This window comes from Andreprevotia chitinilytica DSM 18519, assembly GCF_000711875.1.
Lineage (GTDB): Bacteria > Pseudomonadota > Gammaproteobacteria > Burkholderiales > Chitinibacteraceae > Andreprevotia > Andreprevotia chitinilytica.
In genome coordinates, this window is sequence record NZ_JONM01000001.1 from 522777 (window position 1) to 548789 (window position 26013).

Below are 26013 nucleotides of genomic sequence, written 5' to 3' on the forward strand. Positions count from 1 at the left end.
TTCAATGGGCTCCAGCCGGGTAGTGCAGGCGAGTGGTGACGGCAGCGATTTGCGCGGTGAGATCGAGGGCACGCATGCGATTGGCGAGGCGGGCTTTGCGGGCATTCAGCACGTCGGCCAGATTGCTTTTGCCGGCGCGGTAGGCAGCGAGGGCGACGTCGAGCTGGCGTTCGACCAGCGGCGCGATTTGCGTCGTCAGGCGATTGAGCTGCGCTTGCAAGGCGACGCGATCCGCCGTGAGTTCATCGAATTGCTGTTGATAGTCGGCGCGGCGCATGGCGCGTTCGGCTTCGCGCTGCTCGACTTCGGCCAAAGCGGCGGCGATCTTCGGGTCTTGCCGGTTCTGGGTGAACAAGGGCAAATCGAACGAGAACTCGACCATGCCCAGGTTCTGGCCCATGCCATCGCGCTTGAGCTTGAGTTCAAGGCCCCAATCCGGCTTCAGGCTGGCTCGCGCCATGGCGAGATTGGCCCGCGCCGCATCGGTTTGCGCGCTGGCCGCATGCAGGACGGGGTGGTCGTCCAGCGTAGCGGCATCGGGTTGGTTGGAGAGCCAATCGGGCAAGCCGCCGCTGACTGGCTCGGATGCCGCTGCACCCAGCCAACGGGCCAGCATGGCGCGGGCCTTGGTTTGCTCGCGGGTCAGGTCATCACGGGTATCGGCCAGTTGGACGGTTTCGAGCTGGGCGGCCAAGGCATCGGCTGGCGCGCCACCGGCAGCCAACGCGGCGCGACTGGTGGCGAGGCCGGTACGGTTTTCTGCTTCCTGCTCGGCAAGTAGTGCGGCGCGCTGATCAGCGAAGTAAAGCGCCAGCCAAGCCAGCGTTGTTTCGCGCTGCACGCTCTGCACTTCGGCATAGCGATGGGCTTGGCTTTCCTGCCATTGCGCCTGTGCCAGTTGGCGCTCGGCATCGCGCTTGTCGCCGTTTAGAAATTCCTGCATCACGCCGATCATGCGCATCGATCCGGTTGGCTTGAGCCGATCGGTGCCGGTGAGCGGCAAATCGTCGAGTCCGAAGGTGAGTTTCGGATCGGGCAGTGCGCCGGCAGAACGGGTGAGATGCTGCGCGGCGGCTTCTGCGGCGCGGCGGGCGGCTAGCTCCGGCGCACGTGCTTCTGCTGCGGCCAGGGCTTCGTTCAGGGGCAGGGCATGGCTGGTTGTCGCGGCTGCATACAGCAGCACGCCGACCAAGCAGCGGAATTGGATAGACATCGTCGTTCTCCACACGAATTGAAATTCGCGTCGGCGTGGAGACGATCAGCCCGATGGGCAGGCGGCGGAGAAGAGCGATTGAACGCCAGCCAAGCAACACCGTGGCCGACCGTCAGCACGGATCGACGCGGCGGGTGTGCGGAGCAACGGCTAAATGCGGAAAACCTGGTACTGGATGCGGAGCGGCGGTGAGGAATCGATGGCGGGCGGCATAGCCGACAGCGCGGAAATCAGCGACCGACTGGGGTCGAGGTAAGGGGCGGTGAAGAACAACACCAGCAACAACGGCGGTTGCAGCGTGGGAATGCTGTTATCGGCGGATTGCGCTTCTTTCTGGCAATGCGCTTTGCAGAGCGGCGTTTGCGAAACCTGCTTCATCGTGCAGTCAGGCATGTCTGCCATGGGCATTGCCATGCTGACCGATGCCTGCGTGCCCATCATCCCGTCCGCCATGGCACAGGCGTAGGCCGATACCGCCAGTTGGCTGAACACCAATAGGCAGACGGCGAACCAGGCAATGAATGGGGATTTCAGGCGCTTGAGCATGTCTTTCAATGTAACCCGCTGGCATAAATCGAGGCAAGCCGCTGTTTCGTAGGATGGGTTGAGCGAAGCGATACCCATGCAGTTTCTTCAACGTGAGCGATGGGTATCGCAAGCTCAACCCATCCTACGAATTGGCAGCCTGCAGCCGTTAGTTGGCAACCTCAAGCTTCGTCACGGCCAGCGCGCCGCCTAGCCGGTCTGCGGCAAACCTGACCTTGTCGCCTTCTTTCACCCGATCGAGCAGGGCGATATCGCTGGCCTTGAAAACCATCGTCATGCCGGGCATGTCCAGGTTCGGAATCGGGCCGTGCTTGAGGGTGATCTTGCCGGCTTCCTTGTCGATTTTCTTTACGAGACCATCGACGAGCGGTGCAGTGGCTGCGGCTGTTTTCTCCGTTGCTTCGGCAGCGTGGCTGAACAGCGGCAGGGCCAGGGCGAGGCTGGCGGCGATTAAAGCGTATTTGAGTTGTTTCATGGGTAGTGCTCCTGATTGGGTTTACTCCCCTCTCACATCTCGTGCATGGCTTTTAGCCTTGTTCAGGGAAAGTGGAGAGGGAACAAAAATTCACGAATGCGGGTGGAGTAATCGCTTACTTCACCACCACCTTCCCCCGCATGCCCGCTTCAAAATGCCCCGCCTGCAGGCAGGCAAAATCAAACGTGCCCTTGCGAGTGAATTGCCAGATCAGCTCACCCGTCTTGCCGGGCTCGACGGTGGCCTGATTGGCATCGGCGTGCTCCATCTCGGGGAACTTGCGCATCATCTCCGCGTGCTCCTTGAGCTGCTTCGCCGTGCCGAGCACCAGTTCATGCTTGAGCTTGCCGTCGTTCTTGACCACGAAACGCACGGTATCGCCTTGCTTGACCGTGAGCGTGTCCGGGTTGAAGCGCATGGTGTCGCTCAGGCTGATTTCGATGGTCTGCTTCACCTTGGCGGCCTTGCCGGGTTGGCCCAGGGCGCTGGTTTCGCTATCGTGCCCGCCGGCGTGATTGCCGCTAGCCAGCGCACCAGTGCAAACCAGTGCGAACGTGGTCGTGATTGTGGCCAGAAGAGTCTTAGTGTTCATGTCGGGTACCGCCTCGTTTCAGGTTAAGAAGGGTGGGGTTTGCTGTGTTGCTTGAAGGATTGGCTGGTGCTTGTACCGCCGCCGGGGCTGGGGCGTCCCAACGCTGCGCCACGGTGCCTGGCGGGTGCTTGAACCAGCCGGGGTCTTTGTAATCACCGGGGCTGACGTCATCACGCACCTTGACGGTGCTGAACATGCCACCCATTTCCATCGCGCCGAACGGGCCTTGGCCGGTCATCATCGGCAGGGTGTTGTCCGGCAGCGGCATTTCCATCTCGCCCATGTCGGCCATGCCCTTGCTGCCCATCGCCATGTAGTCCGGCAGCAGCTTGCCGATGCGGTCGGCCAGATCGCGCTGCTCCACGCCGATCATGGTCGGTACGCTATGGCCCATCGCGTTCATGGTGTGGTGCGACTTGTGGCAGTGAAACGCCCAGTCGCCCGGCTCGTTGGCGATGAATTCAACGGCGCGCATCTGGCCGACCGCGATATCGGTGGTGACTTCCGGCCAGCGCGCGCTTTTGGGCACCCAGCCGCCATCGGTGCCAGTCACTTCGAACTCGTGGCCGTGTAGATGGATCGGGTGGTTAGTCATGGTCAGGTTGCCGACCCGAATGCGCACGCGATCATTGGTGCGCACCACCAGCGGGTCGATGCCGGGAAAGGCGCGGCTGTTCCACGTCCACAGGTTGAAATCCAGCATGGTGTTGACCTTGGGCGTGTACGCGCCGGGGTCGATGTCGTAGGCGTTGAGCAGGAAGCAGAAATCCCGATCGACCCGCATCAGCTTCGGGTCTTTCGGATGCACCACGAAGAAGCCCATCATGCCCATCGCCATCTGCACCATTTCATCGGCGTGCGGGTGATACATGAAGGTGCCGGCGCGGCGCAGCTGGAACTCATACACATAGGTCTGGCCGGGCTTGATGTGGCTTTGCGTCAGGCCGCCGACGCCATCCATGCCATTGGCCAAGCGCTGGCCATGCCAGTGGATGGTGGTGTGCTCTGGCAGTTTGTTGGTGACGAAAATCCGCACCTTGTCGCCCTCGACCGCTTCAATGGTCGGGCCGGGGCTCTGGCCGTTGTAGCCCCACAGATTGGCCTGCATGCCCGGTGCGATTTCCCGCACCACCGGCTCGGCCACCAGATGGAACTCCTTCCAGCCGTCCTTCATCCGCCACGGCAGCGTCCAGCCGTTGAGCGTGACCACCGGGTTGTACGGGCGGCCATTGGGTGGCGATAGCGGCGCTTGAGTGGCGGCACTGCTTTGCAAGGCCGCTTCGGGAATGGCTGCCGCAGCAATCCGGCTGACCACGCCAGCACCGAGTGCCAAAGCACCAGTCCCAGCGCCAGTCAGGAAGTTTCGACGTGTAACCATGTCATGTCCTCCGTCATTCTTTGGATTTGTTGGGGGAGGGCGCGGCACCAGCCAGCGCAACGCGCAAGGTGCTATCGGCCAGCCAGAAATCACGCTGGGATTCGATGGCCTCGTTGACGCTGATGGCCTGCTCGCGGGTGTCGTCCAGCAGCTCGAACAGGCTGATCAGCATGCCGTTGTAACGCAGCTGGTTTTCCTCCGAGATCTGTTTGCGCAAGGGCAGTACGTCATCACGGTAATGCCGGGCCTGATCGAAGGCGCTGCGGTAGCCGTGGTAAGCCTCGCGCACTTCGGAACGCGCGTTGACGGCGGTTGCCGCCAAGCGGTGAACGCCCTGCAAATAAGTCGCCTCCGCCCGCGCCACCTTGGCGTCGCCCCAGTCGAACAGCGGCACTTCCAGACTGATGTCATAACCGCGCTGCCATGCTTCATCGCCATCGCGGCTGCCGGCCAAGCCGACTTCCAAAACGTTGATGAAGCGCGTGGCGCGGGTCAGACCCAGATTGCGCACTAGCTCGTCCAGCGACTTGCGTTGCGCCTGAATATCGAAGCGCTGTTCGATGGCGTGACGTTCGATATCCGCATCATCGCGGGCGGTAGCGGGCAGGTCGGGCAGGCGTTCCGGCAAGGTGTAACCGGCATCCGTCCCCCACAGCCCCAGCAGCCTGGTGAGCTGTTCGCGCTCGGCAAGGGCGGATTGCCTGGCGCGGACGAGCCGGCTGGTCGCTTCAAGCTGAAACGTGCGCTGGCGGGCCTGATCCAGCTTGCTCCAGTTGCCGGCCTTGACCATCCGCTGCCCAAGCTCGGCACTGATCTCGGCGGTGGTCTGCACCTGTTCCAGATACTGCAGGGTTTGCTGGGCGGCCACGGCGCGGTAATACGCCTGCCGGGTTGCTTGCGCGGTCATGAGCACGTCGCCGGCTACACGCAACTGCATCTGCTCGAAACGGCTGTGCTCGATGCGCGATGCAATGGGCAGCGTTAGCAATTGCGCAATATCGAAGCCCAAACCGGCCTCGATGCTGCGCGTGCTGGCGTTGCTCACGCTGCGATAAGAGAGCTTGGGATTCGGCAGTCGGCCCGCCTGCATCCGATCCGCATCGGCAATGCCCAATTCGGCAAAGCTGGCTTGCAGCTGCTTGTTGTTGAGCAAGGCAATCTGCTCGGCATCGTCTACCGAGAGCGGACGTTGCAAGCGGGTTTGGACTTCAGCCTGAACCGCGCTGGCGTCGGCGTCGGTACGAATCGGCTTGAGGTCTTTGCCAAGTTGCTCCTTAGCTGTGTGCTGAACCGGGCCAAGGCCGCCATCCGGCGAGAAGCTGGCGCAGCCGCCAAGGGCGAGCGCAAGCACTGCCAGTGCGGCCGGTGTCCATCGGTGCGCCGTGAATGGCGCGAAAGTGAGTTGCATAAAGCCCTCGCTGGTCAAAACGCAGGCCGTGCACCAGTCGGTTGGACGACGGGCACGGAATACGCGGGCGATAGCAGGCGCAGCAGATGACGCGACGGGCGCGTCAGTGCAACGCCGGACTAAGCCCGACGATCAGGCGAGGGCGGTATGGGGAGGTCGTTCGATGCCGGCCGGGATATGGCCGGTAAAGCGGCTGGCGAGAAAGGGGATGGGGTCGCTGCCGCTGGAAATGAAAGGTTTGGCGAGTGCAGTCGGGAGTAGCGCAGCGCCAAGGCAACACGGCGCGCACACTGCGCAGCCGGCATCGCCTTGCTTCATATGGTTGGCATCATGCGCTGCACCGGCATCGGCCATGGCGTGGTCTGCGTGAGCACCGTCTGCCATTGCCATCGGGTCGTGTTGCATGCCGCCGACGTGGTCAGCTTCGGCAGTCTTGCTGACCTGCCCTTGAGTTTGCGGCGTATCGCAAAACAGCATGGCCGAAGCCGCAATCCCTTGGGCGGGGATCGCCAGCAGCATCAGCCACAGCAACAGTGTTTTAACGACGGTACGCATGGGGCGGGAGTATATCGGACGATTCTTAACCGTTTCAACCTGCTCTCAACCTACTGTAGCCCGGACGGCTTGCCGGCCGGGGCAGCGATGTGAACCAGGACTGCTGGCGCGAAACGAACCAACCCTGGCCGGCAAGCCGTCCGGGCTACGGGACTGCGCTCTGCGCCAACCTACCTAGGGCTCGTAGGTTGGATTTCGTACCGAATCCTGCTTGGTCAAGCGAGGCAGGCTCCATGTTGCAGGAGCGAGCTTGCTCGCGGTAGCACGGTTTCACTCACCATTGTCATCGCGAGCAAGCTCGCTCCTACAGGGACTGCCAGTGGCCGTCGTTAACCGATTTCACGCTGCCATCAGAGCATTGTGTATGGCCGGGAGTTATCCGCCTCCCGGCCGTCTAAAGCCCTGGCGTGCGTGCTCGACTTCGGCCCTGATCACGCAGCCTTCCACATGATCGTTGATCAATCCCATCGCTTGCATGAAGGCATACACGGTCGTCGGCCCGACGAACTTCCAGCCCAATTTTTTCAAATCCTTCGACAAGGCAATCGATTCCGCCGAGGTCGATGCCGTTTGCGGTTCCTGCGTGGCATCCGGTTCGTAACGCCAGATGAAGGCGGCGAGTGAGCCTTCCCGTTCGACCAGTTCCTGGGCGCGACTTGCATTGTTGATGACTGCTTCGATCTTGCCGCGATGCCGGACGATTCCTTCATCCTTCAGTAGCCGTTCGACATCGCGCTGGGTGAAGCGCGCGATCCGGTCGAAATCGAAATCCTGGAACGCGGCGCGGAAGTTTTCCCGTTTGGCGAGAATGGTGCGCCAGCTCAGCCCGGACTGAAAACCTTCCAGGCACAGCTTCTCAAACAAGCGACGGTCATCGCTGACTGGATAACCCCATTCCGTATCGTGGTAGCCGAGGAATTCCGGGGCAGCTGCACACCAGCGGCAGCGCGGTTTGCCATCGGGACCTACTGTCGTATTGCTCATGAGTTTTCCCATTTTGGGGGAGGCGGGAACGGGGGCTGCGTCAGCTTTCCGGCCGAAGGCAGATACAAGCTACGCACCCCGTGCATAGCGGCGGTTACTTCCTGAGCAAGCGTAAACCATTCCCCACCACCAGCAAACTCGCGCCTACATCGGCAAACACCGCCATCCACATCGTGCCGACGCCAGCCAAAGTCAGTGCGAGGAAGGTCGCCTTGATACTCAGCGCCAGGACGATGTTTTGCACCAGCACCGCATGCGTCGCCCGTGACAAGCGCACGAAGGCGGGCAGCTTGCGCAGGTCATCGTCCATCAGTGCCACATCGGCGGTTTCGATGGCAGTACCGGTGCCGAGTGCGCCCATCGCGAAGCCGATATTGGCGCGGGCGAGGGCAGGGGCGTCGTTGATGCCGTCACCGACCATGCCGACGACGCCATTCCCACCGAGTAACTCGATGGCCTTGAGCTTGTCTTCCGGCAGCTGGTTGCCCAGCGCCTCATCGATGCCAACTTGCTGGGCGATGGCTTCGGCGGTGTGCGGATTATCGCCAGTGAGCATCACCGTCTTGATGCCTAATGCATGCAGATCGGCGACAGCGGCGCGGCTGGATGCCTTCACGGTATCGGCGACGGCGAACAGGGCCAGCACTTGCTGCTCATCCACCAGCATCACAACGGTTTTGCCTTGCCGCTCCAGCGCATCCAGCCGGGCTTCCAGCTCGGGCGAGCAACGGTTGAGCTCTTCCACCAGGCGATGATTGCCCAGCCAGTAATTTTGCCCGGCAATCTCGCCGCGTACGCCACGGCCGAGAAGGGCTTCAAACGCCACGACTTCCAGCCGTGCGATACCCGTTGCCGCCTTGGCTACCGCTTGCGAAACCGGGTGATCGGAGCGCCCGGCGAGGGACGCTGCCAACGCTTGGCAACGTGCCGTACCCAGATTGGTGAGCGCGACAAAGTCGGTCTGTTCCGGCTTGCCGTGGGTGAGGGTGCCGGTCTTGTCCAGCGCCAGCCACGTGAGCTTGCGGCCTTCTTCCAGATACACGCCGCCCTTGATCAAGATGCCGCGCCGCGCCGCTGCGGCCAGACCACTGACGATGGTGACCGGGGTCGAGATCACCAAGGCGCAAGGGCAAGCGATGACTAGCAAGACGAGCGCTTTGTAGGCCCACTCTTGCCAACTGCCACTCATCAACAGCGGAGGAACAAACGCCACCAGCAAGGCAATCACGAACACGACCGGGGTGTAGATACGGGCGAATTGATCGACGAAGCGTTGCGTCGGTGCCTTGGCGCCTTGCGCGGCCTCGACGGCGTGGATGATGCGCGCCAGCGTGGTGTTGTTCGCCGCTGCCGTGACGCGATATTCGAACGAGCCGGTTTCGTTGATGGTGCCGGCGAACACGGCATCCCCGACGGTTTTGTCGACCGGCAGACTTTCACCAGTGATTGGCGCTTGGTTGATCGCCGACGCGCCGCGCACGATGTCGCCATCCAGACCGATGCGTTCGCCCGGCTGCACGCGGACAACGCTACCGAGCGCGACCGATTGCGCATCGACCGCCAACCAGCTGCCATCGGCCTGCTGCACAGTGGCTTTGTCTGGCGTGAGTTGCATCAAGCCGGCAATGGCGTTGCGTGCGCGATCAAGCGATTTGGCCTCGATCAATTCGGCGATGGTGAACAGCACCATCACCATCGCGGCTTCCGGCCACTGGCGCAGGATCAGTGCACCGGTCACGGCGATGCTCATCAAGGCATTGATATTGAGATTGCCGTTGCGGACCGCGACCCAGCCTTTCTTGTAGGTGGTCAGGCCGCAGCTCAGTACGGCGATCAGCGCCAGCAGGGCGACCAACCATTCCGGCCCGCCAGCCCATGAGGCAGCCTCTGCCCCTACAGCCGCCACACCGGACAAAGCCAGCGGCCACCACGGTTTGGCGGGCTCAGCAACTGGTGCGGTACGAACGCCAGCCTCGTGCACTTCCGGCGTGAATCCCAAGGCGCGAATCGCCGTCAGAATCTGCGGATATGCGTCCGCCGCATGAGTCACCGTCAGCACGCGCTGCATCAGGTTGAATTCCATGCCATGCACCGCTGCCATGCCGCCGAGTTTCTTGCGGATCAGCGTTTCTTCGGTCGGGCAATCCATCTGCATGATGCGGATTGCGGTGACCACGCCCTCAGCGGAGATGCTTGGCGCGGCAAGCTGTTGCAATACCGGCGCGGGAGCATGGTCGTGGTCATGCCCGGCGTGATCGTGATGGGCATGGACATGTCCTTGGATTTTGGTGTGCTTGGCGTGATCGTGGTTGCAGCAGCCGGCCATGATGGACTCCTTACTGAATATGTGGTGCAGTAAACACCCTGAAGCCACTACAGGGTCAACACCGGAGGCCACGATGAAAATTGGTGAACTGGCGCAAGCCGCACAATGCAGCGTCGAGACGGTGCGCTACTACGAAAAAGAAGGCCTGCTCCCCGCGCCAACCCGCACGGAAAGCAACTACCGCAGCTACGGGCCGGAGCACGCCGAGCGCCTGCGCTTCATCCGCAACTGCCGCGCGCTCGACATGACCCACGATGAAATCCGCACGCTGCTGGGCTTCGCCGACGATCCGGCCGCTGGCTGTGGCGCGGTGAACGAGCTGGTGGATGCGCATATCGGCCATGTCGATGCGCGCATCGCCGAGCTGATGCACCTCAAACAGCAGCTGGTCGATCTCCGCCTGCGCTGTGGCGGGGAATCCGCCGACGATTCCTGCGGGATTTTGCAAGGGCTGACGGAAATGGAAACGGAGGCGCGGCCGGCGCATCGGCATACGCATCTGGGGTGACGGGCGGGAACGAGGCTGTGGCGAGCGCTTTCGAGACCAACCTCGCGCACAGTCACAAAAATCAAATGCCCATGTAATTATTTACCCCTAGGCTTGCCGCTTCTTTAACCAGCTGAAACGGCAAGTCCATGAACCTCAAACTTCTCGCGCTCCCGGTCATCGGGGCAGCGCTGCTCGCAGGCTGTAATAACAGCGACGACACCACGACGGCGCCGGTCGCCACCACGCTCTCCGCCGCGCATGTACTGCTGATCAGCGTCGATGGTTTGCACCAGCAAGACCTCGCGAACTGCCTGGCTGCGAAAACCTGTCCCAATCTGGCTGCACTGGCGCAGACCGGCGTGAACTACTCCGCCGCGATGACACCGGGTCTGTCGGATTCCTTCCCCGGTCTGGCCGCATTGGTCACCGGTGGCTCGCCGAAAACAGCCGGCATGTTCTACGACGTGTCGTACGACCGCACGCTGTTTGCCCCCAGCGATACCACCTGTACCGGCAAGCAAGGCTGGAACGTGATTTTCGATGAGACCACCGGCATCGACGGCATGAACGGCGGCGCGCTGGTCCATCTGGACGGCGGTGGCGCATTCAACCCGCAAGCCATTCCGCATGCCTTGGTCGGCGGTCAGTGCGTGCCGGTTTATCCGCACAACTACATCAAGACCAATACGCTGTTCGAAGTCGTGAAAGCCAATATCGTCGGTGCGCGCACCGCATGGGCAGACAAGCACGCCTGGGGTTATGACTGGCTGAACGGCCCGTCCGGCAAGGGCGTGGACGACTTGGCCCGCACGGAAATCAACTCGATCGATGCGGCCACCAAGACGGATTACACCGACGTCTATACCCACACCGAAACCTTCGACAACTTCCATGTGCAAGCCATCATCAACCAGATCGATGGCAAGGATTCGACTGGCGCGGTGAATGCCAATGTCCCGACCGTATTCGGCACCAACTTCCAAACCCTGAGCGTGGCGCAGAAGGCACTGAACGCCAAGGGCGGCGGCTATACCGATGCCAACTTCACTGCCGGCCCGCAAGTCGCTGCCGCGATTACCTATGTTGATGCATCCATCGGCAAAATCATCGCCGAGCTGAAGGCCAAGAACCTGTTCGCCTCGACGCTGATCGTCGTCAGCGCCAAGCATGGCCAGTCACCGAGCGATCACAGCAAATTGGTCAAGAATGGCGATACGTTGACCGCGCTGCTGCAAGCCAACAACTATCTGGATTCGACCGGCAAGTGGGGGCAGAACAACAACACGAACGCACTCAACGACGGCACGGGTCTGGCTGGCACAGGCATGGTGCAAACCGACGACGTCGGCCTGATCTGGCTGCGTGATCAAACCCAACTGGCTGCGGCAGTCGCCACCTTGAACGCCAACCTGGGCTGCACCGGCACCGGCATTTGCGCCAATGGCGCGCAGGCTTATGTCCTCTCCGGCACACAGCTGGCCGCGCAGTTTGGCGACCCGGCCGCCGGCCGCACGCCGGACATCATCGTGCAGCCGAACCCGGGTGTGATCTACACCGGCAGCACCAAGAAGGACGCTGAACACGGCGGCAATGCGCCAGACGACAGCCATGTGGCGTTGCTGGTGTCGTTCCCGACCCTGCAAGCACAGACCAATGCCACCAGCGTGGGCACGACGCAAGTCGCGCCGACGATCCTGAAGGCACTCAGCCTTGACCCGAACCTGCTGAATTCGGTCAAGACTGAAGGCACCAAGGTCTTGCCGGGCCTGGGATACAACTGATCGGCGAGGATTTGACGCAGGCACCCTGTCTGCGCCAAACCGCACCCAAACACAAAAGCCCCATCATGGGGCTTTTGTGTTTTTGAGCCGGCTGGCGACGTCGGGAGCGTGTCCGAATGAAACAACCGTTCGTCGCTTCATCCGTCCCTTCGTCCTTCGTAATGCTTCTGTCATGCGCTGGTTCGCACCAGAAAACCATCTTTGCCAACGCATACCTCCCTCTGCTTTAGCGTCGTGATCGAGTACGCCAAGCGGCCCGAATGCGCCGTTACAGGCTCGATTACGCACCACCCAAACCGATTTGGCCCATCCAGTCTTTCGCCCCTGATTTCAAAGATCATAAGTTTAATTACTAATTAAAACAAAAACCTAAAACGAAAATTACCCTTGTTGACAGCGTGTGGCGCGTGGCGGTAGCCTTTTGTAAAGCATGCTTTACATTGCAGTGCAGCAACAAATGCCAGTCGGCGCAGCATTTGCTCACTGTATTGCACCCGGATTTGCCAGTGCCAGATTCAAGCAATGTCGCGACTGCCGGGTGATTGCACCAAGCCGCCCTGGGCTTGCGTCGACCGCGCACCCGCAATGTGGCGATGCAACACGAAACAGTGATCCGCTCGCGCAGCATGGCGGATCTGAAGTACCGCCCGGCGGGCCTTTGCCTGCCATGCGGGCATATCCATGCCGTCTTTTCGGGCGCTTCGCTCGTGAGACGGCCCACCGCAAAACCTGGATACAAGGAGGAGGCTCAAGTGTTCGCATCGCTGATCAAGAATTACGCCGCCGCCGTCGTGAAGTACCGATGGCTGGTCTTGATAACGACCCTGCTGATTACGGTTGGCTTGGGGTCGAGAATCGCATCGCTCAAGCTCGATAACGACCCGGATCTGTGGTCGCCGCAAAACCACGAGTTCATCAAGACCACGCATACGCTGGAGAAGGTTTTCGGCGGCCGTAACGTGACCGTGATCGGCATCGTCCCCAAGCATGGCGATATCTACACGCCCGCCATCATGGACAAGATCCGCCATATCCAGGCCGGCATCGTCGCCATGCCGGAGGCGGTAAAACACAATGTGGTGAGCCTCGCTGCCAAGCGCGTCAAGGACATCCAGGGCGATGCGGATGGCATGGTCGTGCGCAACATCCTGCCGAGCGGCACCCCCACCGCAGCCGAGCTGGAAGGTATCCGGCAAGCCATCGGCCGCAACCCGATCTATGAAAACGCCTTGGTCTCGCCCGATGGCAAGGCCGCCGCTGTGATCGCGGATTTCCGCATTCCGCCGGAAAACGCCGCCTACGCGCCGCTGTACAAGAAACTGCAAGACATCGCCGAACGCGAGCGCGATGCGGATACCGACATCCTGCTGGGTGGCCAGCCGATCGAGGCCGCGCACTTCGAATTCGCCATGCAGAAGATGCCGATGTATTTCGGCCTCGCCTTCCTCATCATCATGACGGTGCAACTGCTGGCTTTCCGCAGCCTGCAAGGCATGCTGCTGCCGATGGTGACGGCCATCATCTCCGTGCTGTGGGGGCTGGGCTGCATGGCCTTGGCCGGCATCCACATGGATGCGCTCAATACCACCACGCCGATCCTGATCATGGCGGTAGCCACCGGCCACGCGGTGCAGATCCTCAAGCGTTATTACGAAGAACTCGATGCCGTCATCATCAGCGGGCTGCATCTGGATAAGGCTGGCCACGCCAATATGGGGGTCGCCAACCGTCTGGCTGTTTCCCGCTCGCTCGGCAATGTCGGCCCGGTCATGCTCACGGCCGGGTTGATCTCCGCCATCGTGTTCTTCTCGATGCAACTGTCTGATGTGGCCATGATTCGCCACTTCGGCTTCTTCGCCGGCATTGGCGTGTTGTCCGCGCTGGTGATCGAGTTCACCTTCATTCCGTCGCTTCGCGCCATCCTGCCAGCCATGGCACGCAAACCGCGCAAGCCGGATTTCGTCGACGGGTTGCTGGCCAATATCGGCAAGCTGCTGACCCGGCCGGGTGCATCGCGCGTGGTGCTGATCTGTTCTGCCGTGCTGATCACCATTGCCGGTCTGGGAGCCAGCCAGCTCGTGGTGGATAACAGCGTCAAGCAATACACGCCGGGCGATAGCCAGATCCGCAAGGACAGCGCGGTGCTGGATGCCAAGTTCGGCGGCACCGATTCGATCGCTTTCCTGGTTGAAGGGCAGGGCGTCGATAGCCTGAAAGACCCCAAGGTGCTGGCCGCCATGACCAAGCTGCAGGCCTTTCTGGAGCAACAGCCCAATGTCGGCAAGACCCAGTCGCTGGCCGACCTGATCCGCCGCATGAACCGCTCGATGCACGGCGACGACAAGGCGTATGACGTCATCCCCGGCGACGGCAATCTGGTCTCGCAATACCTGCTGCTGTATTCGATGTCCGGCCAGCCGGATGACTTCGACAACATGGTCGACAGCAACTACCAGCGCGCTGTGGTCTGGACCTACATCAAGACCGACAGCACCGCCTATGCCGAACAGCTCTGGCGCAAATGCCTGCCGCTGATCAAGCGTGAATTCCCGGCGAATGTGACGGTGCGCCTGGGTGGCGGCCTGCCGCAAACGATGGCGATCAACAGCTCGCTGGTCGATACCAAGGTCCAGAGCATCGGGCAGATGGCGCTGGTGGTGTTTGTGCTCTCCAGTCTGGTGTTTGCTTCGCTGGTCGGCGGCCTGTTGGTGGTCGCGCCCTTGGCAGCCATCGTGCTGGTCAATTTCGGCCTGATGGGCTGGCTGGGCATTCCGCTCGACATGGGTACGGCCACCACCATGGCGATGGTGACCGGCATTGGCGCGGACTATGAGATCTACATGCTCTACCGGCTGCGCGAGGAGTTCACCCGCCAAGGCGATCTCAACGCCGCGCTGCGTACTTCGTTGCTGACCTCGGGCAAGGCGGTGCTGTTCGTCGCGCTCTCGATCGCCGGTGGTTATGCCGCGCTGCTGATCGCGGACTTCCGTTTCTACCCGCGCCTGGGCTGGACCATGATCGTGACGATGTTCATCAGTGCGCTGCTGTCGCTGCTGCTGCTGCGGGCCATCATTGCCGTCTTCAAGCCGAAATTCATCATCGGCAGCCGCAACAAGACCGCTGGCGGTCTGCTGGCGGCGGAGAAAGCCTGATCGATTTGCGCGTATTCACCGGCCCAATCTGCATATTGTTTGATTGGGTCGGCGCCTGACCGGAATGATTCAGTGTATTGATAAATACGGTTATCAAATATCGCAAATTGATCTGAAATTAAATCCACCAGCAATCAATCGACGAATCAGACGCGTTGGTTGAAAACAAAGCCTGATTCAGCAATACAAACCTGTCTTTTTACAGGGTTGACAGTTGAAATGCCATCTCTATAGTTGACACAAATCAGTTGATGCAAATCAGGCTTTACATCACGAGCCCCATTTCGAATAAGATTATTTACGAATGAGCGATTCAATGAACGAAGAGCAAACCTTCCCGGTTCAACCCCTTTATATTTTCAGGATTGTCTTGGGTTTGCTGGTGCTGGGCAGTCTGGTTGTGGCGGCTTATGCCTTGCCACTTTCCGATGCTTCACCATTGGCACGCTATTTACAGATCAGCGGCTTGGCCCTGCTTGCAGCGACCATCGTTCCTTCTGTCTGGTACGTATACAACTCGATGGATGAATTGCAGAAAATCCTGCACCAGAGTGCCTGCGCATCCAGCTTATCGCTGATTGCAGCCATTTCCGCCATCGTCGGCATTCTGCAAGCGAATGAGCTGATTCCCGTATTCAATCAATTCTGGACCTTGGGAACCATCATCGGGGTTTGGGGCGTCAACCTCATGCTGGTTGATAAACGCTACAAATAAGCGGCTTTTACGGAGAGAAATGATCATGTCCGAACTCGGCAATCCTATTCTGGTCACTGGTGCAGCAGGTTATCTGGCTTCATGGGTCGTGGATCAACTGCTGCGCGAAGGCCATACCGTGCATGCCACGGTCCGCCATCTGAATGACTCGCAAAAAATTCAGCATTTGCAAAAGCTGGTCCAGGACTTTCCGGGGAAGTTGTCGCTATACGAAGCGGACCTGTTGAAAGAAGGCAGTTTTGACCGCGCGATGGCCGGCTGTTCGGTCGTGATTCATACTGCTTCGCCGTATTTCCTGGAAAAGCCGAAGAACGTCGACAAAGAACTCATACAACCGGCATTGCACGGCACGCTCAATGTATTAGCATCGGTCAATAAAACAGAATCGGTCAAGCGGGTCGTACTCACCAGCAGCATTGCCGCGCTCTATAACGATGCTTGCGATGTCACCGCGGCAGCCGCACACACCGTGCAGGAGCATGACGTCAACCCGAATCAAGACGTCAATCACAATCCGTATGCGTACTCCAAGACCATTGCCGAACGGGCCGCTTGGGATGAACAGAAAAAGCAATCGCGCTGGGACTTGGTCTCCCTCCATCCGGGCGCCATGTTCGGCCCGTCCTTATCCCGGCGCGTGGATGCCACCAGTGTGGGCATGATCATCCAGTTCCTGAATGGCTCCTTCCGCACCGGCGTACCCAAGTTATGGCTGGGCGTGGTCGACGTGCGCGATGTCGCTGCCGCGCATGTCAAGGCCGCCAGCCAGCCCGCTGCGAATAACCGCTATATCGTTGTCGGCAATAGCCTCAGCCTGCTCGAAATCAGTAAACTGATGCGTGTGGATGAATTTGGCATCAAGAACAAATTGCCGAAAGGCGAAACATCCAAATCGCTGATCTGGTTGATTGGCCCCTTGGTCGGCATGCGGCGGCGCTACGTGGCGCGTAATGTCGATTATCCGGTGCGATTCAATAACAGCCGCAGCAAAGCCGAATTGGGTGTGGAATATCGCGGCGCCGCAGATACATTCAACGACCATATCCGGCAAATCGTCGCCGATGGATTGTTGCAAGCCTAGGAGCTGCTTGAATGCGATACTGATGCGCCTGGACAGCAAAAATGTTGTTGAGGGAACCCATGAAAAACAAGATGAAAATCCTCAGGCAGGAGCGAGGATTGACTCAACAACAATTGGCCGAAGCATTGGCAGTCAGCCGTCAAACCATCAACTCGATCGAAACTGAAAAATATGATCCGAGTCTGGTACTGGCGTTCAGTATCGCAAAATTCTTCTCGATTTGTGTCGAAGAGGTATTCGAGCCATAACGCTGTCCTTGTGACCAGGCCAACAGGCTGGCACAACGGATATGGCGTGACGTACCCTGCGAATATCGATGCGCTTTTAGATTCAACTTTTAAAGCACAGACGAATGTACTGCCTAATCATTGATGATCATCCGGTTGCATTGCTGGGTTATACCGCCATTGTGCAGAATTGTTTTCCGCATTGGAAAATCCTGACGGCGCCTACCTTGCAAGTAGCCCGGAAATACATGCAAAGCGGCGACGGCAATTCGATCGGGCTGATCCTGATTGGCCTATCGCGGCTGGTCGTGCATGAGTATGAGCTGCTGGCCAGTTTCCTGCATATGGCCTCGATCCGATCCATTCCCAATATCGTCATGGACGGATTGGGCGCTGGCGAAGCGCTCGCCATCTGCAAGCAGGGCGGGGCGCATGGTTATCTGCTCAAGAACGAAAGTGTCGACACCATCAAGCATGCCATTCGCGTCGTCGCTGCCGGCGGGAAATATCTTTCCCCGGCCGAAATCGAACTGGATATGGTCAATACGAATGACGCACTCCGGCTGACCGACCGGCAAAAAGACATCATCGACCTGGTGCTGGTCGGCTATTCCAACAAGAAGATTGCCGATGCGCTCAACTTGAGCAATGGCACGGTCAAAAACTACATGTTCGACATCATGCGCTTGATGGGCGTGAGCTCACGGCTGGAACTCGCCATCAAGGTAAAAGAAAGCGGCTATCGGCCTCGCAGCGGCCTCACGCCGACCATGCGTGGCGCGAAGCAAGACATGCCGCAGCAGGGGATGGGCCCGTTCCCCATCAGCAGTCATTGATCAGCCATTGAGTCGATAGGGGAAGCGTATTGAACGCGCCTTGCTCCCGCTCCTTGGTCAGCATCAACAGCTTGCATGCAGTCTCTTGGCCCGGCGCGCAGAACGATAAATAAGCCCCCGAAGCCAGGCGAAGATGGCTCAATGCCCACGTGTGCGCATCAGCATCGATATAGCGATAGCGCTGATTGGCACCTTCCTGCAGCAATACATCAGTAAATGGCAATGACAGACCCAGGCCCAAGGCTTTGGTCGCGGCCTCTTTCAACGTCCAATAGCGATAGAGCGCCTCAACACTCACCGGCTTACCCTGCATGGCGGCGATTTCCCCGGCATGAAAGGTGAAATCCGCCAGCCCCGCCAGATCCACGCCTTGCCGGGGCACCTCAATATCGACACCCACCTCGTGCCGCGTACTGATCATCACCGCCGCATAGCCGTCGGCATGCGAAATATTGAAATGAATGCCGCAGCCAGTGTCGGCCAGATGCGGCTTGCCATAGCTGTTTTGGGCGTAACGAAGGGCAGGGGCCGGCACGCCGGTATAGCGGGAAAGGATGGCGCCCTTTAACCAGTGCGTGGCGATGTATTGCTGCCGGGCTGGCGCGGGGATAAACCGGCCGGCGCGGGCTTTTTCATCTGGCGTGAGCAGATCCAGCATCGCTTCGCTGAAATACTCAGCGATCGGCATGACGAAAAGGTGATCTTGCCAAACCATCTCTTCGATGGGTGGTAGCGCCAATGTGAATTGCATTTCACCTGTTCTTTGCTGTTGAGTTGCCATCAGTCATTGCAGATCTGATTAAGCAGCAGGGCAAAATTGACCCTGGGCCGGTATTTCAGCCACTTTGGCCCGCCATATCTGTATCGGTTTGTACATGCCTTGCAAAAGGCATGGTCCGGCACATGACGTGTCATCTACGTCGAATTTCACGCATCACAACCGATTTGTCGCGAAATTACTACACGCAAATACAATATTGAATCCAATCAATAATCCTTACGGTTTTTTGGATGGTTTGCATTCATTTTATATGTGTGCTTATTTCTATTTTTTGTAATTTCCACAAGCTGACAACATGTGGTTTTTCTAATGCAAATTGAAGCTGATTACGTCAATTTGTACTAACTGAAAGTACATCACCATTCCCTTTTCAATAATCCTGTATTTATCGGGGTCGCCAAGTGTTCATCCAAGTCATGATTGTGATGAAACCTCATTTTCATGTGCAAAATCGCAGGCACTTCCCTCGCCACCTCCCGAATAAACTGTAAACAAAATAAAAATATGCGCATACATCATTGCTTGTTCTTACAGAGCGGGTGATTCGCCGTCTCCATATGATGAAATGATGATGTTTTACTGGCCATTGGTTAGGTGTCTTTTTTCATCTGGACGTGACTTTTCGCGGAACGCATGATTCCGCACAAATTTTGATTTCAACCTTTGTAATGAACAATTAATTTAAAGACCGCACACGCCATCGCATTTACTTAATATTCAGTTGCGCTTAATGCTGAGCATGTCCGGTATAAAGCAAGCTGGATTATTGGATTCGCCATGCTGAATGAGCGCTGATTGCGGCCGCCTGAGGGTGTGGCCGCAATGCGTTTCTTTATTTAAAGAATGACTGGCCCGCGTTGCGAGATGCGGGCTGAAATACACCTGCCATTTAATTGCTTGAGGTGACATGATGTTCGATCAAGACCGGCTCAGACGCATTCCCGATCATATTGCAGCAACCAGCCTGAAAGAAGTTATAGAACAACGCGCCGTATTGCACCCGGAAAGAACGGCAATTAATTTCCTGCACGACGGTGAACTTGATCTGCAAGAGTCGCTTAGCTACGCCGAGCTGGATATGAGTGCCCGCGCCATTCTGCGCGAGCTAAGAAACTGCAGCCGCAAAGGTGAGCGGGTTGTGCTGCTATTCCCTGCCGGCAACCTGTTCCTGCAATCGTTCGTGGCTTGCCTGTATGGCGGCATTGTGGCGGTACCGGTGGCATTCCCCGGCCGGCGAGAACTGGATTGGGAACGCGTTTTCGGCATCGTGAATGATTGCGGCGCAACGGCGATCTTGAGCTTTGGCGAACACCTTAAAAAAGTGGAAAGCCATTTCAGCCGCAACTTCAGCCAGTGGCGCGGCGCGTTCATCGATGTCGCCGCAGTGCCATTGCTGAACGGCTTTCGTGTAACCACCACGGACATCCATGGCGATGATCTGGCCTTTCTGCAATACACATCCGGCTCTACTGGCGCCCCCAAGGGCGTGATGGTGAGTCATGCCAACCTGCTCCATAACCAGCGCGTTTTGCAGACCGGCTTCAAGAATGACGGCGATACCCGTTATGTGTCGTGGTTGCCTCTATTCCACGATATGGGACTGATTGGCTGCGCATTGCAATCGTTCTACCTGGGCGTTGGCTTCAATTACATGGCCCCGGCGGCGTTCCTGCAACGCCCGCTACGCTGGATCAACGCCATCAGCCATTTCCGCGCCACCACCAGCGGCGCGCCGAATTTCGCCTATGCGCTTTGCGCCGCCCGCTACAACAGCCAGGAATGCCAGCACATCGACTTGAGTTCATGGCAATGCGCCTTCAATGGCGCCGAGCCCGTGCGCCCCGGCACGCTGACGCATTTTCAGGAAACCTATGCCCGGCACGGTCTGGCCCAGACGGCGCAATTCCCGTGCTATGGCCTGGCGGAAGGCGTGCTGATGGTGTCCGGCGCTACCGCGTTTGCGCCGGCCAAGCTGCTGCGCATCCAGCACACTGATTATCTGAATGGCGTGATCACACCGGCCGCCGATACGGCCGCAGAAGATGAAACCAGCACGCTGGTTGGCGTGGGGCCGGCGGTGGGCAATCAGGAATTGATCATCGTCAATCCGCAGACCGGCATTCGCACCACGGCTGGCGCCATTGGGGAAGTCTGGCTGAGCGGGCCTAGCGTGGCGTGCGGTTATTGGCAAAAGCCCAATGAAACGCGCGAGACCTTTCAGGCCCGACCTGACGGTGCGACTGATGGCAAAACCTATTTGCGCACCGGGGATTCCGGTTATCTGGATCAGGATGGCGAGCTCTATATTACCGGCCGCATCAAAGACACCATCATCATCAACGGCAAGAACTATTTCCCGCAGGATCTGGAACTGGTGGTTGAAACCGCCGATGAGTCATTAAAGCCGGGCGGTGGGGCGATTTTCAGTATTGAGCACGATGGTCAGGAACGAATCGTGGTGCTGCAGGAAGTGCACCGCACTCACCAAAAAGAGCTGGATGCTACCGCCGTCATCAAGACCATCCGCCAACGGGTTGCCAGTGAATTCGAGCTGAATGTGTTTGATGTCTGCTTGCTCAAGCCGACTACCTTGCTCAAGACCACCAGCGGCAAAGTCCAGCGCCAGCAAAACAAGAAAGCGTATCTCGCCAATGCACTCAGCTTGCTTGGCCGCCATCGCCCGGAGCAACCCCAAATCACGCAAGCGGTGATTCACTCCGGCGATCAAATCTTTCAGATCGTGCAGCAATGGTTGAAAGCGCAACCAGCCGCCACGGGCGATATCAGCGCATCTGATCTCTTTATTGATGCCGGTTTGACTTCGGTGGATGCCGTGGCATTGGCAGAACACTTATCGACCCAATTCGGCCAACGCGTAGAAGCCACGCTGGTGTGGGAATTCCCGGAAATCGGCGGATTTTGCCAAGCCCTGGCTGCGTTATTGAGTGCGGATGGCAATGCGCAATCGGCTGCAACTGTGTCAGCCGCCACGTCAGCTGATGGCGCCAAAGTCGATGTTTATGCAATGGATGACCAGGCATTTCAATCTCTCTTAGAGAAAGAAATATCCTGACAGACGGATAGAAGAATTGGATAGAAGGATTGTGCTGTGACCAATGTGCCGCCGAACCCGAATGACATGCTCAAGGCGCTGTATTCCAAGCTGCAGGATGCCCGCGCTGAAAATGAATTGCTGAAGCAAGGCATGTATGAAGAGCCGATTGCCATTATCGGCATTGGCTGCCGCTTTGCTGGCGGCGTCAAATCATTGCAGGAATTCGGCAGCAGATTGGCCGGCGTCGCCGATTGGGTCACCCAGGCACCGGATGAAAGAGCCTCTTTTCAGGCGGATGTCGAGCCGCACTGGAATAGCAGCCTTGTCGATCATGTCGATCAATTCGATGCCGACTTCTTCGGCTTATCGCCCAGCGAAGCCGCAGAGGTCGATCCGCAACAACGGTTATTGCTGGAAGTGGCCTATCACGCACTGGAAGATGCTCGTTACCCCGCCGGGGAATTGAAAGGGCGGGATGTCGGCGTATTCGTTGGCATGAGCAGCGACGATTACCAGCGCTTCACCATCGCATCGGGCCGGGAAAACAGCATCAATCCGTATAACACGCTGGGCACGGCGCGCAGCGTGGCGGCGGGGCGGATTGCCTATTTCTTTGATTTCACCGGGCCGGCATTGCAGGTGGATACCGCGTGCTCCTCCTCGCTGATGGCCATCCATCTGGCGTGCCAGAGCCTGCGCTTGAATGAAGCCAGCATGGCTTTGGCGGGCGGCGTCAATTTGATGCTCACTGCCGATACCTATACCACGCGCGATGCCCTGGGGGCTTTATCGCCCACCGGCAAATGCCATACCTTTTCCGATCAGGCCGACGGTTATGCCCGTGGTGAGGGCTGCGGTCTGGTGGTGCTGAAGCGGCTATCGCAGGCGCAAGCGGATGGCGATGCGATCCATGCGGTCATTTATGCCTCCACCGCCAATCACGATGGGCGCAGCAACGGGCTGACAGCGCCGAATGGCGAAGCGCAACGGCGGCTGTTGCTCAATGCACTGCGCAAAGCCCGCTTGCAGGCCGATGAGCTGGATTACGCCGAAACCCACGGCACCGGCACGCGGCTGGGTGATCCGATCGAGGTGCATGCCATTGGTGAGGTGCTGGCCCGCTCGCGGACAACCCCACTCTGGCTCGGCTCGCTGAAAAACCAGCTGGGCCATCTGGAAGCGGCTGCCGGCGTGGCGTCTGTAATCAAGACCGTGGCCTTGCTGGCGGGTGAAAAGCTGTTGCCCGGCCCGGCCATCGAGCGCCTGAATCCGCTGATCAATTGGGATAAATATCGCGTCCGCGTGGTGGATGAAGTGGTCGCATGGCCACGCATCCAGGGCAAGCCCAGATATGCCGCCATCAATGCATTCGGGCTCAGTGGCACCAACGTCAATCTGATCGTGGGCGATGCGCCGGCTCGCGCAGAACGCAGCGATCCAGCCCTGCCGGTTTCGGCCATTCCGGTGCTGTGCGTGTCCGGCAAAAGCCGCGCCTCGTATCTGAAAAACCTGCATGCCATCGGGCAGGCGATCCGCAATCGCGACGATCTGTCTGCGTTGTTGGCGAGCAGCTGCCTGCACAAAGAGCACTTCAGTTATCGCCAGCTGTTCCATGTTGCTGACGTGGCCAATGGTAAAGATGAATTGCTGCAGGCCATTGAAGCGGCCAAAAACGGCAGCATCGCGCCGGCAACGCGTGGCAAGTTGGCGTTTGGATTTGCGGCGCGGATTGCGCGGGCTGGTGAGGTATTCAATTGGGCCTACCACCATATCGCCCCATTCCGGCAAGTGGTTGAAGCATGCCGCGATGTGCTGCCGGAAAGCGTGAACAACAGCCTGTGGCAAGGGAATACGCTGCAAGACAAAAGCAGCCATGCCATTGCCAACCTGATCCTCGAATACTGCCTGGCCAAGACATGGGCCGCGCTTGGCATCCAGCCGCAACTGTTGGTGTGCACCGGCAAAGGCATCCTGGCAGCCGCTGCATTTGCCGATGTTTTGCCGCTCGCCGCTGCCTTGGATATGGCCGTGTTATCCAGCGATGCGCAGATCAACGATGCCCATCTGGAAACTCTGATCGCAGGCAAATCGCCGATCCCGTTCGCCATCGAAGACGATGCAGAGAACGAGCAAGGCTTCACCACCGTTGCGCAATTGAGCGTGGCGCAAATCGTGCGGCTGTCGATGCAGCCTGCGGGCGATTGCGCTCTTGATGCCGCAGTGGCGGATCATCTGTTCTGGCTGGGCGGGGAGGGCAGTGCCGGCGAATCCATTCGTGCCGACCAAAGAACCGTTTTTGCACTGGCTGGCGTGGCCGAAGCGGACATTGCCAACTACGCTTTCATCGCTGGCCTTGGCCGTCTCTACGAGCTGGGTGCGCAGATCGACTTTGCAAAACTCCATGCCGTGCCACGGGCCGCAATCAAACAGCCTTTGCCCGGCTATCAGTTCGATACCCGCGCATTGTGGACGCACGTCGGCAAAGTCGATCAGGCCAACCTTACCTCGGCCGATTCCGCCCAAACAGCCAGTTATTTGTATCAGGCCGAGTGGGCAGACCATATCCCATCTGCCAATGAATCGACGCGCGGGCGCTTTGAAAACCTGTTGGTGATTCGCACCAACGCCACGCAGCAGACCAATGATGCGCTGTTTGCCAGCGCGGCCGAGCAGGTGGCGTATATCGATAGCGCTACGCCGGAGTCGATTGCGGCGGCGCTGCGTCGCCTTGGCGGGCCGGTCGATATCGTCGATTTGCGCTTCTTTACGCAAGCGCAGCTGGCTGACTTTGAATACACCGATTGCATGAATTGCCTGCAAGACGTCGTCGCCAGCGTGAATGCGCTGGCGCAACGTCCTCAATCCCAATCCGTTCGCTACCACTTGATCGTCGCCGGCCAAACGGGCGGGCAGGGCGTGCTGCCATTGCGCTATGCGCCGATTGCCGGATTCATGCGTTCGGCCAGTCACGAATACCCGGCAACGATCCGTTCTTTTTCGATCTGCGATGGCGCGGGTGATGATTTGGGCGTCGGACTGGAGAACGGGCTGGACTTGCCCCGCGTATTGGCCGCTTTGCCGGCCCTTGAGCACTACGAGCATTTCCGGACCTTCAATCAAACGGTGCAAGTGCAGCGCGTGGTCAAGTCCACCGCGCCATTGCCGACACCAAACGCCGATTCGCAGACTGCCTTTGCCGATGGCGCGGTCTGGATTACCGGCGGCCTGGGTGGTTTGGGGCTGGAATTGGCCAAGAAACTGGCGCAATTCGGCACCCGCGAAATCGTGCTGACCAGCCGCCGCACCGAATTGAATCTGGAAAACATGCTCGCGCTGGCCGAGATCAGGGCCGCCGGCTGCGAAGTCTATATCGAGGCGCTGGATATCACCGATGAGCAGGCGGTCAACGCGCTGGCAGCACGCTTTGGCGTGGATTTACCGGCAGTGGTCGATATTGTCCACGCGGCCGGTGTTTCGGAGTTTTGCAATGCCAGCGACTTGACGCGGGAAAAGCTGGAGCACACCTGCGCCGCCAAAGTGCGCGGAGCCTGGCATTTGCATCAGATCAGCCAGCGTATCAATCTGCGCAACCTGATTTTCTATTCGTCGATTTCCGCCATCTGGGGCAGCGCCGGCCTGAGTCATTACGCCGCCGCCAATGCTTTTCTGGATGCCTTGGCGCAGCTGCGCGTGAATGCCGGTTTGCCAGCCACCGTCATCAATTGGGGGCCGTGGGCCAAGATCGGCATGGCCGCCCGCGATGCCGCCGCCGATGTCGCCGCCTGGGGTTTGATTCCGCTCGAATCCGCCCAGCTCGATGACATCGTGCGGGCGATGTTTGCGCAGCCGGGCTGGCAGCAAATCGTCTGCGATCTGGAAGTGGGGCGCTTTCAGCAAGCGCTGGAATCACGCCATAAAGTGCCCTTGCTGGCACCGCTCTTTACGGCCACATCCGCACCGGCTGCAACGGTGGAAGCGCAACCCGGCGCTGCAACGCCATTCCGGCAATTGCGCGCCAAAGATCAGCTGCGCCAGATCACCGATGCCATTGCTGAGCATATTGCCGCCGCATTGCGCCTGCCTGATCCGGCCGCCATTTCGCGCCAGGCGCCGTTGCATGAAATGGGCGTTGATTCGCTGATGGCGATCGATGTCACCGGGAAATTATCGCGGTTCTTTGATTACCGGCTGCCGGCCACGCTGATTTTCGATCAACCGACGATTGCGGCCATGGCGCGCTTCATTCAGGGCGCAGCCTATGCGCAGGAAGCGGATGACAGCTTGAGCGCCACCGAAGAGGCCGCCTTGCTGGATGCCCTCAAAGACATTTCTTTCGATCTGCTCGACGAAGCCTTGGATGCCGGCTGACGGGATCGCCAATCAATTTCACCCAATTTCACCATTTCACCAAATTAGAT

19 protein-coding genes are annotated in these 26013 nt (G+C 59.0%); 9 read left to right on the forward strand and 10 right to left on the reverse strand.

Features of this window, described 5'->3' with window-relative positions; all coding sequences use genetic code 11:
• Position 1: 1 nt before the first annotated feature.
• The 9 genes from BR41_RS02345 to BR41_RS02385 form a co-directional block, all read right to left on the reverse strand.
• Complete coding sequence (locus tag BR41_RS02345; RefSeq protein ID WP_035052178.1) at positions 2 to 1213, reverse strand: TolC family protein; 1212 nt, start codon at positions 1211 to 1213, stop codon at positions 2 to 4.
• Between the two features lie 150 nt (positions 1214 to 1363).
• Positions 1364 to 1837, reverse strand: a complete 474-nt coding sequence (locus tag BR41_RS02350) for a hypothetical protein (RefSeq protein WP_169741234.1) — start codon at positions 1835 to 1837, stop codon at positions 1364 to 1366.
• Positions 1838 to 1907: 70 nt separating this feature from the next.
• Complete coding sequence (locus BR41_RS02355) at positions 1908 to 2234, reverse strand: copper-binding protein (protein WP_035052183.1); 327 nt, start codon at positions 2232 to 2234, stop codon at positions 1908 to 1910.
• A 115-nt stretch (positions 2235 to 2349) separates the two neighbouring features.
• Positions 2350 to 2826 carry a cupredoxin domain-containing protein gene (locus BR41_RS02360; RefSeq protein WP_051709832.1) on the reverse strand — a complete coding sequence of 159 codons (477 nt, stop codon included), beginning with the start codon at positions 2824 to 2826 and terminating at the stop codon, positions 2350 to 2352.
• Positions 2816 to 4204, reverse strand: coding sequence for a multicopper oxidase family protein (locus BR41_RS02365; RefSeq protein ID WP_035052185.1), 1389 nt, complete (start codon positions 4202 to 4204; stop codon positions 2816 to 2818). Before BR41_RS02365 ends, BR41_RS02360 begins: the two co-directional genes overlap by 11 nt.
• A 13-nt stretch (positions 4205 to 4217) precedes the next feature.
• Positions 4218 to 5612, reverse strand: a complete 1395-nt coding sequence (locus BR41_RS02370) for a TolC family protein (RefSeq protein WP_051709835.1) — start codon at positions 5610 to 5612, stop codon at positions 4218 to 4220.
• A gap of 132 nt (positions 5613 to 5744) precedes the next feature.
• Positions 5745 to 6167, reverse strand: coding sequence for a hypothetical protein (locus BR41_RS02375; protein ID WP_035052188.1), 423 nt, complete (start codon positions 6165 to 6167; stop codon positions 5745 to 5747).
• A gap of 375 nt (positions 6168 to 6542) precedes the next feature.
• Complete coding sequence (locus tag BR41_RS02380; RefSeq protein ID WP_035052190.1) at positions 6543 to 7151, reverse strand: DNA-3-methyladenine glycosylase I; 609 nt, start codon at positions 7149 to 7151, stop codon at positions 6543 to 6545.
• A gap of 94 nt (positions 7152 to 7245) precedes the next feature.
• Positions 7246 to 9477 (reverse strand): heavy metal translocating P-type ATPase, encoded by a 2232-nt coding sequence (locus BR41_RS02385; RefSeq protein ID WP_051709838.1) that lies wholly within the window; start codon positions 9475 to 9477, stop codon positions 7246 to 7248.
• A 73-nt stretch (positions 9478 to 9550) separates the two neighbouring features.
• On the opposite strand from BR41_RS02385, the gene cadR reads away from it, so the two are divergent.
• The 7 genes from cadR (at position 9551) to BR41_RS25360 (ending at position 17759) form a co-directional block, all read left to right on the forward strand.
• Positions 9551 to 9985, forward strand: a complete 435-nt coding sequence (cadR, locus tag BR41_RS02390; protein ID WP_035052192.1) for a Cd(II)/Pb(II)-responsive transcriptional regulator — start codon at positions 9551 to 9553, stop codon at positions 9983 to 9985.
• A gap of 128 nt (positions 9986 to 10113) precedes the next feature.
• Positions 10114 to 11748, forward strand: coding sequence for an alkaline phosphatase family protein (locus tag BR41_RS02395; RefSeq protein WP_084186780.1), 1635 nt, complete (start codon positions 10114 to 10116; stop codon positions 11746 to 11748).
• A 752-nt stretch (positions 11749 to 12500) separates the two neighbouring features.
• Positions 12501 to 14900, forward strand: a complete 2400-nt coding sequence (locus tag BR41_RS02400; protein WP_169741235.1) for an efflux RND transporter permease subunit — start codon at positions 12501 to 12503, stop codon at positions 14898 to 14900.
• 316 nt (positions 14901 to 15216) lie between these two features.
• Positions 15217 to 15615, forward strand: a complete 399-nt coding sequence (locus tag BR41_RS02405; protein ID WP_035052196.1) for a hypothetical protein — start codon at positions 15217 to 15219, stop codon at positions 15613 to 15615.
• A gap of 25 nt (positions 15616 to 15640) precedes the next feature.
• Positions 15641 to 16696 carry an NAD-dependent epimerase/dehydratase family protein gene (locus BR41_RS02410; RefSeq protein ID WP_035052576.1) on the forward strand — a complete coding sequence of 352 codons (1056 nt, stop codon included), beginning with the start codon at positions 15641 to 15643 and terminating at the stop codon, positions 16694 to 16696.
• Positions 16697 to 16755: 59 nt separating this feature from the next.
• Positions 16756 to 16944 carry a helix-turn-helix transcriptional regulator gene (locus tag BR41_RS02415; protein WP_035052579.1) on the forward strand — a complete coding sequence of 63 codons (189 nt, stop codon included), beginning with the start codon at positions 16756 to 16758 and terminating at the stop codon, positions 16942 to 16944.
• 104 nt (positions 16945 to 17048) lie between these two features.
• Positions 17049 to 17759, forward strand: coding sequence for a response regulator transcription factor (locus BR41_RS25360; RefSeq protein ID WP_035052198.1), 711 nt, complete (start codon positions 17049 to 17051; stop codon positions 17757 to 17759).
• On the opposite strand, the gene BR41_RS22595 is transcribed toward BR41_RS25360, so the two are convergent.
• Positions 17746 to 18510: a 4'-phosphopantetheinyl transferase family protein gene (locus BR41_RS22595; RefSeq protein WP_051709841.1), complete on the reverse strand. Its 765-nt coding sequence runs from the start codon at positions 18508 to 18510 to the stop codon at positions 17746 to 17748. The genes BR41_RS25360 and BR41_RS22595 overlap by 14 nt on opposite strands.
• Positions 18511 to 19447: 937 nt before the next feature.
• On the opposite strand from BR41_RS22595, the gene BR41_RS02430 reads away from it, so the two are divergent.
• Entirely contained in the window at positions 19448 to 21613 is a 2166-nt protein-coding gene (locus tag BR41_RS02430) for an AMP-binding protein (RefSeq protein WP_051709844.1), read from the forward strand.
• A 36-nt stretch (positions 21614 to 21649) separates the two neighbouring features.
• On the forward strand, positions 21650 to 25963 hold the full coding sequence (locus BR41_RS02435; protein WP_035052201.1) for an SDR family NAD(P)-dependent oxidoreductase: 4314 nt from the start codon (positions 21650 to 21652) through the stop codon (positions 25961 to 25963).
• Positions 25964 to 26013: the final 50 nt, after the last annotated feature.